We start from the raw sequence: 15,731 nt of genomic DNA, 5'->3' as shown, positions 1-15,731 counted from the left end.
GGTTTCACAGAAAGAGGACAACGAATAACTATGGCGGACAGTGATCGGCAGGGCGGGCGGGCATCGAGTTCACGGCGCAGGTTCCTGGCGGGCGCAGGCACTGCAGCGACAGCCGGAGTCGCCGGCTGTACCGGATTGCTCGGTTCGAGTGCAGAATCGAACACCGGGCCGGCGACCGTGAGCTTCGGGACGCTGACGATCCCGGCCGTGGCGGAGGTGTTGGTCGCCAGAGACCGCGGCTACTTCGAGGAGCGAGACATCGAGCTCGAAGTCAAGCGCATCCAGAGCGCGCCCCAGGCGACCCCGCAGTTGGCCAGCGGCGAACTCGACACGGCGACCGGATCGGTCGGCGCGAGCCTGTTCAACTCCGCCGCACAGGGCGTCGAGATCAGCGTCGTCGCCGACCAGACCCAGTACTGGCGCGGGCAGCCGTCCTCGAACAAGGTCCTGATCCGTCCGGAGAAGTACTCCGAAGGGATGACGCTCTCGGACGTCTCCGGGGACTTCACGATCGCGCTGCACGGCGAGGGGAACGTCGACTCGTACATCTGGGGCTCGCTCCTCCAGCGCAACGGAATGACCTGGGATGACGTCCAGACGAAGGAGATCCTCTATACGAACATGACAGGCGCGATGTCCGCCGGCGAGATCGACGCCGCCGCCATTCCCGATCCGCTCGGCCTCAGCATGGTCAACCAAACCGGCGCCGAACGGCTGCTGTACGCCTCGGAGCTCGCACCGCGGATGCAGATCGGCGTCTACCTGTTCGGCGAACCGTTCATGAACGACCGTCCCGAGGTCGCGCGGCGGTGGCTAGAGGCGTATCTGCTGGGCGTCCGCGAGTACTACGAGATGGGCGGGTTCCCCAGCGACGAGGTCGCCTCGATCGTCAGCGAGGAGTTCGGTCTCCCGAAGAACCTCATCAAGATGTCGATCCCCTCGTTGCCGCACAAGAACGGACGCATCAACACGGACAGCCTGATGAGCCAGCAGACCTATCACCACTGTCGTGGCACCGTCGAGGAGGAGGTCGACGCGTCGGCGATCGTCGACGAATCGCCACTGGAGGATGCGCTCGATGAAGTCGGTCGTCTCGACGATCCCAAACCGTCCGTCGAGACTATAAACGAGTGGGGACAGAACTCACCCAAGCCCTATTCGGAGCTGGAGACCGTCGATCAGCCCGAGGGATTCCCGGCCGACTCGCTGTGTGAATGAGCGATCAGGCGGCGGGCGGACCGGGGCAGGACATACGTATGGAATCGCCACAGCGTTCGACGGCCGACGAGACAGCTGATTCCCGGTCAGGGCCTACAACCGGGACCGGAGAGCGATCGGTCCGGATCCGCGCGTCGGGCATCGAAAAGGCCTACACCGGCCGTGACGGGGACGTACAGGCACTATCGGGGCTGGATCTGGAAGTGTACGACAGCGAGTTCTTCTGTCTGCTCGGCCCCTCCGGCTGTGGCAAGTCGACGTTCCTGCGACTAGTCAGCGGGCTACTGGACGCCGACGCCGGCGAGATCGATATCCGGACCGAATCCAACGGCGATCGACCGTCCACCAGCATGGTCTTCCAGGAGAAGGGGATCTTCCCCTGGAAGTCGGTGCTGGACAACGTCGCGTTCGGCCTGAAGATGCGCGGTGTCGGCAAACAGCGACGCTACGAGATCGCCCGCGAGTACATCGAGAAGGTCAACCTCTCGGAGTTCGAGAACGCATACCCCCACCAGCTCTCGGGCGGGATGGCCCAGCGGGTCGGGATCGCTCGCGCGTTCGCCAACGACCCGCAGGTGCTGTTGATGGACGAGCCCTTCGGCGACTTGGACGCCCAGACGAAACGGTACCTTCAGGAGGAGTTGCTGTCGCTGTGGAGCGAATCGAAGAAGACCGTCGTCTACGTCACTCACGACATCGAGGAGGCGATCCAGCTCGGCGATCGACTCGGCGTCATGGGTGCGCGCCCAGGCCACATCAAGGAGATCGTCGACGTTGATCTCGAGCGGCCGCGCACCCGCGAGAACCTCGACATCGCTCGCCTCGAAGAACTGCAGACCCGCGTGTGGGACGTATTGAGCGACGAAGTCCAGCGCACAGTCGAAAGACAATGACGCGTCTCACGGGCTCCAGAGTCGTCAGACAGCTTCCGTCGCTGCTGGGCCCGTTCGTCGTGCTCGCGCTCGTGTGGGAGCTGGCCGCGGGCGTGCTACTCGATCCCCGGTTTTTCCCGCCACCGTCAGTGACGCTACCCCTGGCCGCCGAGCTGTATCTCGACGGCGACTTCCTGACACACGCCGCCGCGAGCGTCCGGCGGATCGTGCTCGCGACCGCGATCGGCGCGAGCGCGGGGATCGCCGTCGGGATCGTCGCCGGCTGGTCCCACCGGGCGCGGCTACTGGTGAACCCGCATCTGGCGGTGCTGTACCCGCTCCCGAAGATCGCGCTGCTGCCGGTGATGTTCGCGCTGTTCGGGCTCACCGAGACCGTGCGGGTCCTGACCATGGCGCTGGCGGTGTTCCTGCTAGTCGCGATCAACACGATGGGCGGCGTCCGATCGATCGAGGACGTCCACGTGGAGGCAGCACTTGACAACGGCGCCGGGACGTTCGACCTGTATCGGGAGGTCATCCTGCCGGGTGCGCGCCCGCAGATATTCAGTTCGCTCAGCATGGGCTTCAGCGTCGGCTTCGCGCTGCTGGTGGTCATCGAGATGCTGGCCGCCGAGTCCGGGCTGGGCTACGTCATCTGGAACTCCTGGCAGCTGTTTACGATTCCGCGGATGTACGTCGCCGTCTTCTCGATCAACGTGCTGGGCGTGCTGTTCGTCCACGGCACGGAGATTCTCGGTGACGCACTCACACCCTGGGAAGGAACGTACCAACCATGACAGACAACATCAACGAACCGGAGACGGACGTATCGAGCGAACAAGAGACGGCGGAGACGAGCGCCTCGGAGATGGCAAGCGAGTCGACGTTCGACGAGGAGGAGGCGCGCCTGGAGTTCGCGGACACGGTCTCCATCGAGACGAACAAAGACGACCTCTGGGAGTTTATCTCCCGGGCCGAGAACCTCGCGGACTGCATCCCCGGCGCGGAGTCGGTCGAACGACTCTCCGAGCGACATTACACCTGCGAGATTACGCGCGGGATCAGCCGCGTGACGGTCTCGCTGGACGGCGAGTTCGAACTCGTCGAGATGAACGAACCGGACTGGATCGTCATGGAGGGCAACGGGTTCGACTCGACGACCGGCAGCGACTTCGACGTGCTCGCCGCGATGGAGATGGACGAACACGAGAACGGGACCGACCTCTCCTACTCGGCGGAGCTGTACTACACCGGAGGCGTCGCCCGGCTCGGCGCGCGGCTCCTGAGCCGGGTCATCCAGGGCGACATCGAGACGTACTTCCAGAACATCAAAGACGAAGTCGAGTCGGAGTAGCGGCCCACTGTTTTCCACCGGGACAAACCGACCGCTCAGTAGGGCGCAGTTCGAAAGAGAAAACGGCCAGGTGGCGTCGAAAGCGGAGTCGCTTACGAACCGTCGCCGCCGGAGTCAGCGTTCGGGTTCACGAAGTAGATCGAGCCCAGGTAGACGCCGACGTCGTTGAACTCCTGGTTCTCGTTGGAGCCCGAAATCTCCACCTCGTAGGTGTACTCGCCGTTGAGATCGTCCGAGATGGAGTCGGCCTTCCAGACGGCGTTCCAGGCGTGGCTCCCCTCCGACCAGGAATCATTGTTCTCGGCGCCCCACGCGAGTTCGAGCGTCGTGTCGATCTCGTCGCTGGGGAAGGTGATCTGGGCGGAGTCGACGATCTCGTCGCTCGGAGTCACCATCTCGCCGCTGCCGGCGTGCCAGATGCCGATGTCGAAGCCGACCGAGCCGGTCGAGTCGAACGTGTAGTCGGGGTTGCAGCTACTGATGAACTGACTGCCGCTGCCGGCGTCGCCGAGCGTACTCGTGTGGTAGGTCTCGGCGGTGACGACGTAGTTGTTGCCGGGGTCGTTGTAGTCGACGACCTCGAACATGCCCGACGCGATGCCGACGTTGCTGAAGTTGGCGTCGCTGTCGGAGATCTCGACGGTATAGGTCGTCTCGCCGGTCTCCCAGTCATCGGGAATCTGCTCCCAGACTGGGCCACTCCACTCGGGGTCGGCTTCGGGATCGTCGTCCTGGCTCCAGGCGAGATCGGCGGTCGGACCACCGTCGATGTTGATCGCGACGGAGATCTCGTCGCTGCCGAGCTGCTCGCCGCTCGAGTCGTAGACGCCGACCTTGAAGACCGGCTCCATCCCGTGGGTGAACGTCCGCGTCCAGGAACAGGAGTCTGCGAACCCACCGGCACCGGCGGGAGCGGACCCGCCCGATCCGGCGAGAATGTCGTCGGTCACGACGTAGTTCTCCGGCTGGGGCTCGGGCGTGCCAGTCTCGGTCTCGGTGTCAGTCGGTTCTTCGGTGTCGGTGTCGTCACCGGGACTCAGCGCGTTACAACCGGCGAGCGCGACGGACGCCCAGCCGGCGGCACCGCCGGCGACGAACTTCCGTCGCGAAACGCCTGTGTCTGATTCGGAATCTGACGGCTCAGGTGTCATTACACAGTTACGATGCCGCCCCATCCCCATAAAGACTAGTCTGGAAACGTACAGGGATATATAAGCAGTGCCCGGTAGTTAGTGCCACAAGCCGGAATGTAGTGGTTAATCATACAGTTATCCCGTGTATCTATGTGAACAACCACCACTCGACGATCAGAAATCACACGAACAGGCAGACGGAGTGGGACAGACTGAGAGTGATTGCTGGTGGCCCGGCCGATCGCACCGGTAGACAGTTCCACCAGTCACGAAGAGGTGCGATCAGTGTAGCGTTCGGTCTTTCTCCTCGAGTCCACGGTCATCCTTCGTCGTCGGTCCGGGGACGGCCGTCACCTCGACATCCGAGAGGTCGTCGCCGACGTAGATGATGTTCGGATCCGATGCGTCCTCACGGAGGGTGAACGTCTCGTCGGGGTACTCCTCGATGTACTGTTTGGGACCGGCCTCCGCGTCGTCGAGTTCGCCGACGGTCTCCCGGAGGTACTGCCGGGGTGCGCTCTCGGGGTCGTGGAGGTCCCCGAACTGGATCGCGTCGACCGGGCAGACGTCCTCGCAGGCGGTCGTCGAGCCGTCCTGTTCGTCGTCGAGCTCGCGGTGAGCACAGAACGTACACTTGCTACAGGATCCGTCCGGCGGCGTTCCGGCGACCCAGCGCCCTTCCTCGTCGCGTTTCTGGTCTTCGAACTCCGCGGTGACGTCGTCGAGGATCGGTTCGTAGTCCTCGTTCTCCTCGGGGTTCGCGAGGTAGTCCGGCGGCCCCTCGTGGACGAAGGAGTTGACGTGATACGGGCAGGCGACCTCACAGTAGGCACAGCCCAGACAGGTGTCGTAGTCACAGAGGACCCGACCGTTCTCGGTCTTGAACCGGGAGTTGTTCGGACACACCTCGATACAGGGTGCGTCGTCACAGTGCATACAGGGACGCTGCAGCGGGTCAGACCCTTCAAGGGTGTTCGGCGCGGCGTCGTACTCTTTGTCCTCACGCTGGAAGCGGAAGACGTCCTGCCAGAAGTGCCCCTCGGGCGTGTTGTTCTCCTCTTTACAGCCCTGGACACATCGGAGACACTCGATACAGGTCGTGGTGTCGATGACCATCCCCATCTGGACGTCCCCGCCCTCCTGGGCGGCCGCCGTGCCGCCGGTACTGCCGGAGACGAACTCCCCGGCCACGCTACTGCCCGCGCCGGCTGCCACCGCGCCCGTCGCGAGCGCGCCGGTCGCCTTGAGCATGTCCCGTCGGGAGGCCTTGCTCTCGGTCGGCGGGACGCCCGGCGTGGCTTCGGCGTCCGCCTGGCTGTCCGATCGCAGATCGACACCGAACTCCTGGCGGACGTCGTCGACGTACTTCTCCTCGAAGGCCGCTCGCGAGAGCTCGTCGTTCGAGACGCGGCGGGCATCGCGTGCCATCTGCTTGCCGAGTTCGGTGTCGAACTCGACGTGTGAGAGTCGTTCCTCGGCCCGGTCCTCGATGTCGTCGTAGTTGGATTTGTCACTCATCGTAATCACACTCCAAACAGCGGCACGTTCAACGCCGCGTAGATGATCGTCAGCCGAAGCATCAACCCGCCGAAGATGACGAAGCCGAACTTCGTCGCGTAGCCGGCGGTCGCCAGCCGTTCAAGTCGCGGGTTCTCGTGGAGATCGTAGCGCCACTCCAAAGCGAGCAGACCGCCGGAGATCGCAAGCGGCAACAGCAGGCCGGCGGCGACGACGCCACCCCAGAAGATCACGTTCCCCTCCGTCAGGAGGTATCGCTGGGTCTCGACGGCGGTCGGACCGCCGTTGACCAGCGTCGCAAGCAGCATATAGATAACGACCATTTCGGCGACGATGATCACGTCGTCGGCGATACTGAACATCGTCACGCCCGTGTCGTTGACGCCCCGCGTGAGCGTCGTCGCGCCGACGGCGGCGGCGATTCCCATCGAGAGCCCGCTCGCCAGAAACAGCGGCGGGAGCCACGTCGCGTCCCACATCGGAACGACCTCCGAGGAGGCACTGAGCAGCAGCGCCGTGTAGACGATCAGCAGAACGCCGACAAGTGCGCCAAAGGCGTTGAGCCCGCGCCGAACGCCCTCGCTCGGTCGCGTCGTGTCCGCGACCGTGTCGATCAACCCGGTCACCGGCGACAGCACGTCACCGGGGATCGAAAAGCCCCTGTCGGCACCGAAGCCGAGCCACAGCGCCTGCAGGATCGAAAGCACCATGAACAGCACGATGACCCAGATGCCGATGGTCATCCACGAGTCGAAGTTCGTGAACAGCCAGAACATGATGACGTGCAGGGGCTCGCCCAGGTGAAACAGCAGGATCGGGCCGCCGATCGCCAGCGCGACGACACCGAGGACCGTCCCCCAGCGAGCCGTCGCCAGATAGCCCTCCCGGCGGGACGGATCCCGAACGCTCAGGAAGTCAGCGACCGCGCCGGTGACGTACGCACCGCCGGCGAGCCCACCCAGGAACAGGTACACACCGATCGAGAGACTCCAGAACTGGCTGGGCAGGAGCGGACTGACCGCGGTCATCGCAGGTCCCCCCTACACGTACGCGTCTGTCGCCACGATACGCCGATATCCGCACGCACTGGTTTCACGCACCACTTCATATGACTTACTCAGACCGTCACAGCGATACGGATGTATATTCATTTTACAGCCCTTTATATACCCGGTCGTGTCCGCGATAGACGGGGCTGGCGTGTGTCTCAAACAGCAACGGTAGAAGAGGTGAATCCGGGCGCGCAGGATGAACACGCCACGGAGATAGGGATCAGACCTGATCGGCTTCGTCCTTCAGACCAGTTTCGAGCGAGAAGTCCGAGCGCGGGTAGCCGACACAGGTCAGTACGTATCCTTCTTGAATCTGCTCGTCACTGAGATACTGATTGCCGTCGTGTTCGACCATATCAGTCGTATCGCCATCGCCCTCGACCTTCGAGGTGCACTGCCCACAGACGCCGACCTGGCACTGATAGGGCACGTCCAGATCCTCGTCGAGAGCCGCGTCGAGCATCGCCGTGTCGCTGCTGATGTCGAGCGTCGTCTCCTGTTTGAGGAACTCGATGGCGTAGCTCTCGGTCTCGCCAGGCGTGGGAGTCTCTTCGGACGGCGTTTCGGTCCCGCCGCTGACGGAGTCGGCCTCGTCTTGCACGCCGGTCGTCAGCGAGAAGTCGCCGCGCGGGTAGCCCACGCAGGTCAGCACGTATCCGGCTTCGATCTGGGCGTCGCTGAGGTACTGGTTGCCGTCGTGTTCGACCAGCTCGGTCGCGTCGCCGTCCTCGACCTTCGAGGTGCACTGCCCACAGACGCCGACCTGGCACTGATAGGGCACGTCCAGATCCTCGTCGAGAGCCGCGTCGAGCATCGCCGTGTCGCTGCTGATGCTGAGCGTCGTCTCCTGTTTGAGGAACTCGATGTCGAACGCGTCGCCGCTGGGCGTGCCGGCGTCAGTTTCGGTCCCGTCGTACGGCGTCGGCTCGCCCGGGCGTGGCCCGGTCTCGCTGCCGTCACCCAAAATGCCGAGACAGCCGGCCGTCGCGAGCGCGCTCACGCTCGCCGTGCTCGCGAGCAGCCGGCGGCGCGTGCTGCTATCGAGCCCGGTCGTCTCCGATGACCCACCATCAGTCGATTCTGGCTGCTCGTCGCTGTCGTCGATCGCGTGGCGTCCGTCCATACTGGTCGATACGGTCATCCCCCGGATCCGGATTGGGTTTGAATATACAGCTATTTAAATATCCCCCGCTCCCGGACGGGTCAGTGTGGGGAACACGAGCGGAAGCTGCCGGGAACAATACTATTAGATCCGTCCGGGAGTATGCCGACATATGCCCGCAGCCGAACCGCGAGCCGAACTCGAAGAGGTGTCGGCACACGATTCGAAATCACTGTTCAAGCCGAAAGTCGTCTCGCTGGTCGTGACCAACAGCCCGGAGACGGGTCCGAACCTCATGACCGCGTCCTGGTGGATGCTGGCCGGCTACGATCCGCTGCGATATCAGCTGGCGGTCAGTCACAAGACCTACACCCACGAGATCATCGAGCAGAGCGGCGAGTTCGTGCTGGCGGCCCCGTCGACGGGGATGATCGACGCCCTGGCGGTCGCCGGACAGGTCAGCGGCCGCGACGTCGACAAACTCGACTATCTCGACGTCGAAACCGTGCCCGGGAAACACGTGGACGTGCCGCTGCTCGCGGATGCGGTCGGCAACATCGAGTGTTCGGTACTGGATTCGTTCACCTTCGAGAACTGCACCTACTACTTCGCCGAAGTCGAGACCGCCCACGTCACCCGCGGCGGGCTCGACGGACGCGTGCTGTCCCTGTCCGACACGGACGTGCTGGCGTACATGGGCAGCGACTGGGCCGACGGCGACGAGGAGACGAAGTCACGCTACTACGCGTCGTTGAGCGACGACGACCTGCGGCGGTATCCGGGCGAACGCGTGCAGGACGACCTGCCGGACGGGGAGTGAACGACCGGGCCCATTACCCATCCAGTTCGATCATCTCTTCGGAGAGGATGGACAGGACCGTCGCGAAGGACGTGCCGGCACTCCAGAACGCGATCTCCCCGTCGTCACCGAGATCAGCCGAGATGACGCCCATTAACAGCGTGTCGGAGTCGACGAGTAACAGGCGCGCCGTGCTGGCCTCGGGCTGGTCGTCCGCCGGCTGTCGGACCGTCTCGATCGATTCGGGGACCGCGTCGAAGACCGCCGGCTCGTCGCTGACGACCGTCGCGTCGATTCCGTCTTCAGCGGCCGCCTGCAACGCCGCCAGGAGTTCCTCCTCGAGAAGTTCGGGATCGGGGGTCCCGTAGACGACCCGCTCGTCCGCGTCGCCGATCAGATCGATCACGCGGTCGCGCACGTTGGGCTGGCCGCGAACCGTCCAGATCGCCTCGCTGCGCTCCTCGTCGTTGTCAGCACTGCCGCGGACGTCGTCCAGATACGCGAAAGCGTCCTGTCCGACCGACTCGAGCTGGGAGAGCAGCCGGCGCTCGGCCTCCTCGGGCGAGACGGGCCGATACACCGTCGGCCGCGTCTGCTGGACGTCGAGCAACCCACGGGATTGCAGGTCCTCGGCCGCGCCGTAGACCTGCGAACGCGGAACGGCCGTGATCTCGGCGATATCGCTCGCGGACCCCGTCCCGAGTTGCTGGAGCGCGACAAATACGCGCGCCTCGTACGTCGTCAATCCCAGCCGTGTGAGCGCCTCGACGGCGTCTTCTTCGTCCATGGGATCACACCCCGTTGTCGTGCGTGCTCGACTGTCGATTCATCTGTTGTTACAAGCATACTAACACTACTGTGAAAAGCGATGCGGTTCGGACAGTCGGGCCGGTCCGTGGAGTCGGAGGGCGCGCCGGCGTGGCGACGGCCGTCTTCGGAGCGGCGATCGCAGGGAGAACGGGCGTACTAAGTTCGACCCGATACGAGACGGGGACATGAAGATCGGGGTCATCTCGGACGTACACGGAAACATCGTCGCCCTGGACGCGGTCCTGGAGGACATGCCCGATGTCGACGAGCTCGTCTGTGCGGGCGACGTGGTCGGATACAACCCCTGGCCGGGGGAATGTGTCGATACCATTCGGGACGCCGACGCGCCGACGATCGAAGGGAACCACGACCGGGCAGTCGTCACCGGCCAGTATCCGGGATTCAACGACATGGCCGCCGCGGGCGTCGAGTACGCCCGCGAGCAGTTGACCGACGAGCAGATCGAGTGGCTGGCGGCGTTGCCAACCGAGCGGACGCTGTTCGGCGGCCGCGTGAAGCTCGTCCACGGCCACCCGGACGACCCGGATCACTACACGCGGCCCTCGGAGTTCAGCCCCGACCTGCTCGACGGAGAGGACGTCCTGATCATGGGGCACACCCACGTCCAGCACCACGAGATCTACGACGACGGGATCGTCCTCAACCCCGGGAGCGTCGGTCAGCCCCGCGACCGCGACCACCGGGCCGCCTACAGCATCGTCGACCTAGACGAGCGGACAGTCGACGAACGGCGGGTCGAGTACGACACCGACGCCGTGATCCACGAGGTCGTCGAGGCCGGGCTGCCCCAGCAGATCGGGTTCCGGTTGACCCAGGGGCGGTAGCCGGCGGGCCACTCTCAGGCGTCGGTGTAGTCCGGCCGCTCGGCGTATTCGATCGGATCGCGTTCGCCCAGGTTCTGGAACGCCTGCAGTCGGAACGCACACGCATCACAGGTACCACACGCCGGCGACTCGTCCTGATAGCAGCTCCAGGTGTGCTCGTATGGGACGCCCAACTCGAGTCCCCGCTCGGCGATGTCGGTCTTCGACCACTCGACGAACGGCGCGACGAGATCGATATTGGTCCCGGGTTTCGTGCCGACGTCGATCACTCGCTGAAACGCCTCGAAGAAGTCAGGTCGGCAGTCGGGATACCCCGAGAAGTCCTCGCTGTGAGCGCCGATGAAAATGGCCGAACAGTCGTTTGCCTCCGCATACGAGACGGCCATGGCGAGGAGGTTAGCGTTCCGGAACGGGACGTAAGAACTGGGGATCTCGTCGCTGTCGAGATCGGCGTCTTCGACGTCCATCCCGTCGTCGGTGAGGCTGGAGGCGCCGATCGCCGCGAGATGCTCCGTCTCGACATGCAGGAAGTCGGCGGCTTCGACCTCCTCGGCCAGTGCCTTCGCAGACGCTAGTTCCGTGGATTCGGTGTTTTGGCCGTAGGAGGTGTGCAGGAAGTAGGGGTCGTAGCCCCTCTCGATGGCCTCGTAGACGGCCGTGGCGCTGTCCATCCCGCCGGAGACCAGGACGACGGCGCGGTCGTGTTCGGTCATCGCGTCTCACCGTCCGTCCGCGCGATCGCGTCCTGGAACCGCTGTCGCTCGCCGCTGGTCGGCTCGCCGATGGTCGCCCGGGTCGTGGTGGTCGTCTCCGTCTCGATGCCGCGCATCGCCTCGCACATATGTGTCGCCGATATCTCCACCAGGACGGCTTCCGCATCGAGTTCCTCGGCCAGCCCGTGAGCGATGTCCTGTGTCAGCTCTTCTTGCATCGTCAGGCGCCGGGACTGCCAGCGCACGTATCGGATCAGTTTCGAGAGGCCGACCACGTCGCCGTCCGGCCGGTAGGCGATGTGAGCGGTCCCGTGATACGGCAGCATATGGTGCTCACAGAGGCTGTAAACAGGAATACCGGTTTTCACGACGAGATCCTGACTGGTCGCCTCGAAGGTCCGCATCGTGGGTTTGGCCGCCTGCCGGTCGCCTTCGCTCAGCGTTGCGAGCATCTCGGGGATGCGGCGCTGCCAGGTGTCGGTGAGTCCGGGCCGATCCGGGTCCTCGCCGATGGCTTCGAGGACGAGTTTGACGCCGCGCTGGGCCTTCTCGTGGTCGATTCCGGAAGTGGGATCGGTCTGCACGGGAAGCGATTCGTCCGTCGAACGGTCGTCGAGTTGGGTGTCGTCACTCATAGGTGATTCGTTAGGTTCCGGGCGCGTCGTTCCACAGATCGACGTGGAGCCGCGGGGTGTAGCGGTAGCCGTACTCCATCGCCAGATCGGCGACGGCGGTTCGCGTGCGATCCAGCTCGTCTCGCGTCGTGCCTTCGGGCATCAGCAACACGTCCTCAGCGGGGACCGCGGCCGTTGCTGCCCCACGGATCCGCGAAAGGAGCGTTTCGATCTCGGTCATGTCCTCGCGGTCGGTCACGACGAACTTGAGCTGGCTCGGATACCCGTCGACCAATGCCGCGAGCGCGTCGATATCGATCCGCTGTTGCTCGTGTCGATCGGCCCAGTCGCCGTCGCCCATGGGATCGCGGTCGGCGGTTGGGGTGCTACTCTGGAGTTTCGGGCTGATACTCGCGAGGTCGATGTGGGCGTCGCGGTAGATCGTGCCGTTGGTCTCGACGGTCGTGTGGTAGCCACGGTCGCCGAGTCGGTTCAACAGCTCGACGGCCTCGTCGTGGATCATCGGCTCGCCGCCGGTCAGCACGACGTGTTCGGCGTCATAGCTCGCGATTTCGTCAAGGATGTCCTCGACGTCCATCCAGGCGTGGGTGGGTTCCCAGGAGGTGTGATAGGAATCGCAGAACCAGCAGCGCAGGTTGCAGCCGCTGGTACGGACGAACACCGTCGGGACGCCCGAGAGCTTGCCTTCGCCCTGCAGAGAGTAGAACAGCTCGTTGATCGGCAACGCGGTGTCGGACTCGCTGGGGCGATCAGCCTCGAAGGCGTCGCTGTCGGCGTTGACGGGCATCAGTAGGACGCACAGAGCTCGTTCGTCTCACAGACCTGTACTGAGACGTCAGAGACGGTGTCCGGGAACGCTTCGAGCATCTTCTCCTCCAGCTTGAGGCTCATAACCTCGGCTGTCGGTGGCTGTTCCAGAACGACGACAGCGTCACCGTCGCCGCTCTGTTCGAAGGCATCGATCAGCGGGTCGCCCTGTTCCAGCAGGAAACGGTGGTCCCACTCGTATAATACTGTGGTAATATCTCCTTTGTCTACGACCCAGCCCTGTTCGGTGAGTTCGCCGGTGACCTCGACGACGAACTCGTAGTTGTGTCCGTGGGGGCGTGAGCACTTCCCCGAGTGATGTCGAATCCGGTGACCGGTGCTGATTCTGATCGGGCGCTCCTGTCCGACGACGAGCGTCCGCTCGGTATCGGTTGCTGCCCTGTTGCGTGCTGTATCGTCTTCGGATAAGACTCCTTCAGGCATACCATGGTATTATCTAGGGAGCACATAAATCTGTCCAGACAGCACCGTCGTACGTCAGGCGGAGATGGACGATTAGCTGAATAGTTGCAGCGTCTTGCGGACAGATCCACCGTTATCGCGTGGCGGGCGCAATACGACCGCGAAGCGTGAAAGAAAATGAAGCCTAGGCCGGGATTTGAACCCGGGCTCTCGTCCTTACCAAGGACGCGCTTTACCGCTAAGCTACCCAGGCACGCACCTGTTGGTTACCCCGAGTTGTCTTTAGGCGTTTCGATTCGACCGCAGCGAAAACGGTGGGCAATCAGTGATCGGCGGAGGTCCGGACACCGTCGGTCCCGCTGGAATCGACGCTGATGACGGCCGTGAGCTGCTCCTCGAGCGTCCCCGGGAGCGTCCTGGCGCCGTCGCGGCCGAGATCGGTCGCGAACTCCCGGAGCTGCGGGGAGGGGGTCGTTCCGGCGGCGGTCGCACCCGCGACGGCGGCCAACTCGAAGACGTCCCGTTCGAGATCGTGCGAGATCGCGTCGTCGGTTTCGTGTGCGATCGTCTGATCGCGTCCGAACGCCCGAACGACCGCGACGGCCTCGTCGCTGGCTTCGGTCCGGGCCAGGAGATAGAATCCCCGGGCGACGAGGATATCGGCGACGAGCACGTCGAGATTGCCGCGTTCGGCGTCACCGCGCGTCCACGGCGGATCGGACGCGAGCGCGCGCGTCCGGCTGAGCCCGGAATAGATGAGCTGCACGCCGGCTGCCCGTTCGGCGAGCGCGTCCTCGGCGGCGAGGTCGTCGATCGTCCTGCCGGATCGTTCGAGGATCGCGCTCGCACACGCGACCGTGAAGACACCGGGAGCCATCGGCTCCTGATCGAGTAGCGCCTCGATGCGCTCGTAGACGACGTGTGGGTCGACATCCTCGACGGCCTCAAGCGCGGCCGCCCGGATCGCCCCGGCTTCCTGCATCGGATCATCCTAGCGGCGGGAAAGGCAAAGACCTTTGGAAGCGACCCACCCGTCGCTTTCAGCCGCTTTCCTGGCAGTTCACGACCCTCCCCGAGCGAGCCGAACGGTACCTGATCCGACCGTACAAGCCGGTCGAGACCCTACGGGGAGTATGCCGAATCCCGATCACACCGCCCTGTTGTCGATGCGCTGGCGGGATGCCGTCTTCGCACACTGGCCGATCGATCCAGACGTGATCGCGCCGACGCTGCCGGACGCCCTCGCTGTCGATACCGGTCCGGACGGACGGGCCTGGCTGAGCGTCGTCGGATTCGTCATGGAGGACATCCGGCCGCGATTCTCGCCGATCGGCCGGTCGTTCCCGGAGCTGAACCTCCGGACGTACGTCCGCCACGGCGACGATTCCGGTGTCTACTTCTACAATCTCGACGCCGACGACTCGTTGAGCGTCGCGATCGCCCGGCGGCTCTTCCGGCTGCCGTACTACCGGGCGGAGATGCAGGTCACCGAGAGCGAGGAGGGGATTCGCTTTCGCAGCTACCGGACCCACGACGGCGTCGAGCCAGCGGCCTTCGACGCGACAATCGAGCCACGGGGGCCGGCCAGCCCGGCCGAGCCCGGGTCGACGGCGGCGTTCCTAGTCGAGAACTACCGGTTTTTCGTCGCGAACGGGACGCTCTTCGAGGGCACGGTCGCGCACGATCCGTGGGCGATCACGCCGGCGAATCTGACGATTCGGGAGAACACACTCTTCTCGGCTTCGGGATTCGACCGTCCGTCAGGCGAGCCGCTCGTGCATTACGCGCCCGGGGAGGCAGTCACGGCCGGTCGAATCCGACAGGTCGAGCACAGGCTATAAGCCGGAGACGGACGCATCAACCGACGATGGACGAGTCAGCCGACACGTCAGTGGGGGCAGACGAACTGACTGACGAAGAGTCATCGGAGGGGACAGACCCGTCGGAAGAGGGGAACGGATCCGATCCCGAGGCGTATACGACCGACACTCGGACGCTAGATCCGCGGGTGCGGTGGCTGTGGGTCGGCCGTGCAGTCATCGTCGCGCTCGTGCTGGGTGGAATCTCGGCCGCCGTGGCAGGGGCACTCGCGCCCGAGCAGCCGTGGATCGGTCCGGCCGTGTTCGTGGTGGCGACTGCCCTCGGAACCGCCCACGCGCTGTTGCTGTATCGATCCTGGTCCTACGAGGTCCGCGAGGACTCGCTGTTTCTCGATCGCGGCGTGATCACGCGCGTTCGGACGGTCGTCCCCTACGTTCGCGTCCAGCACATCGACACGAGTCGCGGCCCGATCGAACGGGCGATGGGGCTCTCGTCGCTGGTCGTCTACACGGCCGGCTCGCGCGGGGCCGACGTGACGATCCCGGGGATCAGACCATTGGAAGCAGACGACCTCCAGACGCGGCTGAAAGCACTGGCGATCGAATCCGAGGGAGAGGACGCCGTCTAAC

Annotated in this window: 18 protein-coding genes and 1 tRNA gene; 8 read left to right on the top strand and 11 right to left on the bottom strand. The window is 64.4% G+C overall.

Features of this window, described 5'->3' with window-relative positions; genetic code table 11:
- The first annotated feature begins 30 nt into the window (after window positions 1-30).
- From HSEST_RS01250 to HSEST_RS01235, 4 genes are read left to right on the top strand one after another with little or no spacing between them, the layout of a single operon-like run.
- Entirely contained in the window at window positions 31-1,218 is a 1,188-nt protein-coding gene (locus HSEST_RS01250; protein ID WP_229121753.1) for an ABC transporter substrate-binding protein, read from the top strand.
- A 38-nt stretch (window positions 1,219-1,256) separates the two neighbouring features.
- Window positions 1,257-2,111: an ABC transporter ATP-binding protein gene (locus HSEST_RS01245; protein WP_229121752.1), complete on the top strand. Its 855-nt coding sequence runs from the start codon at window positions 1,257-1,259 to the stop codon at window positions 2,109-2,111.
- Window positions 2,108-2,887, top strand: a complete 780-nt coding sequence (locus HSEST_RS01240) for an ABC transporter permease (protein ID WP_229121751.1) — start codon at window positions 2,108-2,110, stop codon at window positions 2,885-2,887. Before HSEST_RS01245 ends, HSEST_RS01240 begins: the two co-directional genes overlap by 4 nt.
- The gene (locus tag HSEST_RS01235) at window positions 2,884-3,444 is read left to right on the top strand and encodes a CoxG family protein (RefSeq protein WP_229121750.1); all 561 of its coding nucleotides are present in this window, start codon (window positions 2,884-2,886) and stop codon (window positions 3,442-3,444) included. The genes HSEST_RS01240 and HSEST_RS01235 overlap by 4 nt, the downstream gene beginning before the upstream one ends.
- A gap of 92 nt (window positions 3,445-3,536) precedes the next feature.
- On the opposite strand, the gene HSEST_RS01230 is transcribed toward HSEST_RS01235, so the two are convergent.
- From HSEST_RS01230 to HSEST_RS01215, 4 genes are all read right to left on the bottom strand, one after another.
- Entirely contained in the window at window positions 3,537-4,595 is a 1,059-nt protein-coding gene (locus HSEST_RS01230; protein ID WP_229121749.1) for a hypothetical protein, read from the bottom strand.
- Window positions 4,596-4,859: 264 nt separating this feature from the next.
- Window positions 4,860-6,095, bottom strand: a complete 1,236-nt coding sequence (locus HSEST_RS01225; protein ID WP_229121748.1) for a 4Fe-4S ferredoxin N-terminal domain-containing protein — start codon at window positions 6,093-6,095, stop codon at window positions 4,860-4,862.
- A gap of 5 nt (window positions 6,096-6,100) precedes the next feature.
- Complete coding sequence (gene nrfD / locus HSEST_RS01220) at window positions 6,101-7,123, bottom strand: NrfD/PsrC family molybdoenzyme membrane anchor subunit (RefSeq protein WP_229121747.1); 1,023 nt, start codon at window positions 7,121-7,123, stop codon at window positions 6,101-6,103.
- Window positions 7,124-7,367: 244 nt separating this feature from the next.
- On the bottom strand, window positions 7,368-8,288 hold the full coding sequence (locus HSEST_RS01215) for a 2Fe-2S iron-sulfur cluster-binding protein (RefSeq protein WP_229121746.1): 921 nt from the start codon (window positions 8,286-8,288) through the stop codon (window positions 7,368-7,370).
- A 133-nt stretch (window positions 8,289-8,421) separates the two neighbouring features.
- On the opposite strand from HSEST_RS01215, the gene HSEST_RS01210 reads away from it, so the two are divergent.
- Entirely contained in the window at window positions 8,422-9,069 is a 648-nt protein-coding gene (locus HSEST_RS01210; protein WP_229121745.1) for a flavin reductase family protein, read from the top strand.
- Window positions 9,070-9,082: 13 nt separating this feature from the next.
- On the opposite strand, the gene HSEST_RS01205 is transcribed toward HSEST_RS01210, so the two are convergent.
- On the bottom strand, window positions 9,083-9,835 hold the full coding sequence (locus HSEST_RS01205) for a TrmB family transcriptional regulator (protein ID WP_229121744.1): 753 nt from the start codon (window positions 9,833-9,835) through the stop codon (window positions 9,083-9,085).
- Window positions 9,836-10,043: 208 nt separating this feature from the next.
- On the opposite strand from HSEST_RS01205, the gene HSEST_RS01200 reads away from it, so the two are divergent.
- Window positions 10,044-10,703: a metallophosphoesterase family protein gene (locus HSEST_RS01200; RefSeq protein WP_229121743.1), complete on the top strand. Its 660-nt coding sequence runs from the start codon at window positions 10,044-10,046 to the stop codon at window positions 10,701-10,703.
- A gap of 14 nt (window positions 10,704-10,717) precedes the next feature.
- On the opposite strand, the gene queC is transcribed toward HSEST_RS01200, so the two are convergent.
- From queC to HSEST_RS01170, 6 genes are all read right to left on the bottom strand, one after another.
- Window positions 10,718-11,416: a 7-cyano-7-deazaguanine synthase QueC gene (gene queC, locus HSEST_RS01195; protein ID WP_229121742.1), complete on the bottom strand. Its 699-nt coding sequence runs from the start codon at window positions 11,414-11,416 to the stop codon at window positions 10,718-10,720.
- On the bottom strand, window positions 11,413-12,051 hold the full coding sequence (gene folE, locus HSEST_RS01190; RefSeq protein WP_229121741.1) for a GTP cyclohydrolase I: 639 nt from the start codon (window positions 12,049-12,051) through the stop codon (window positions 11,413-11,415). The genes queC and folE overlap by 4 nt, the downstream gene beginning before the upstream one ends.
- A gap of 10 nt (window positions 12,052-12,061) precedes the next feature.
- Window positions 12,062-12,838: a 7-carboxy-7-deazaguanine synthase QueE gene (locus HSEST_RS01185; RefSeq protein WP_229121740.1), complete on the bottom strand. Its 777-nt coding sequence runs from the start codon at window positions 12,836-12,838 to the stop codon at window positions 12,062-12,064.
- Complete coding sequence (locus HSEST_RS01180) at window positions 12,838-13,302, bottom strand: 6-pyruvoyl trahydropterin synthase family protein (RefSeq protein ID WP_229121739.1); 465 nt, start codon at window positions 13,300-13,302, stop codon at window positions 12,838-12,840. Before HSEST_RS01180 ends, HSEST_RS01185 begins: the two co-directional genes overlap by 1 nt.
- A gap of 160 nt (window positions 13,303-13,462) precedes the next feature.
- Window positions 13,463-13,534 (bottom strand) — tRNA-Thr (locus HSEST_RS01175).
- Window positions 13,535-13,603: 69 nt separating this feature from the next.
- Entirely contained in the window at window positions 13,604-14,263 is a 660-nt protein-coding gene (locus HSEST_RS01170) for a DUF7114 family protein (RefSeq protein ID WP_229121738.1), read from the bottom strand.
- 151 nt (window positions 14,264-14,414) lie between these two features.
- On the opposite strand from HSEST_RS01170, the gene HSEST_RS01165 reads away from it, so the two are divergent.
- Window positions 14,415-15,122, top strand: a complete 708-nt coding sequence (locus tag HSEST_RS01165; RefSeq protein ID WP_229121737.1) for a YqjF family protein — start codon at window positions 14,415-14,417, stop codon at window positions 15,120-15,122.
- A gap of 26 nt (window positions 15,123-15,148) precedes the next feature.
- Window positions 15,149-15,730 (top strand): PH domain-containing protein, encoded by a 582-nt coding sequence (locus HSEST_RS01160; RefSeq protein WP_324254839.1) that lies wholly within the window; start codon window positions 15,149-15,151, stop codon window positions 15,728-15,730.
- Window position 15,731 lies beyond the last annotated feature (1 nt).

Origin of the sequence: Halapricum desulfuricans (genome assembly GCF_017094465.1) — an archaeon.
GTDB lineage: Archaea > Halobacteriota > Halobacteria > Halobacteriales > Haloarculaceae > Halapricum.
Note: the sequence above shows the minus strand (reverse complement) of the source record. Positions and strands in the feature narration are given on the sequence as shown.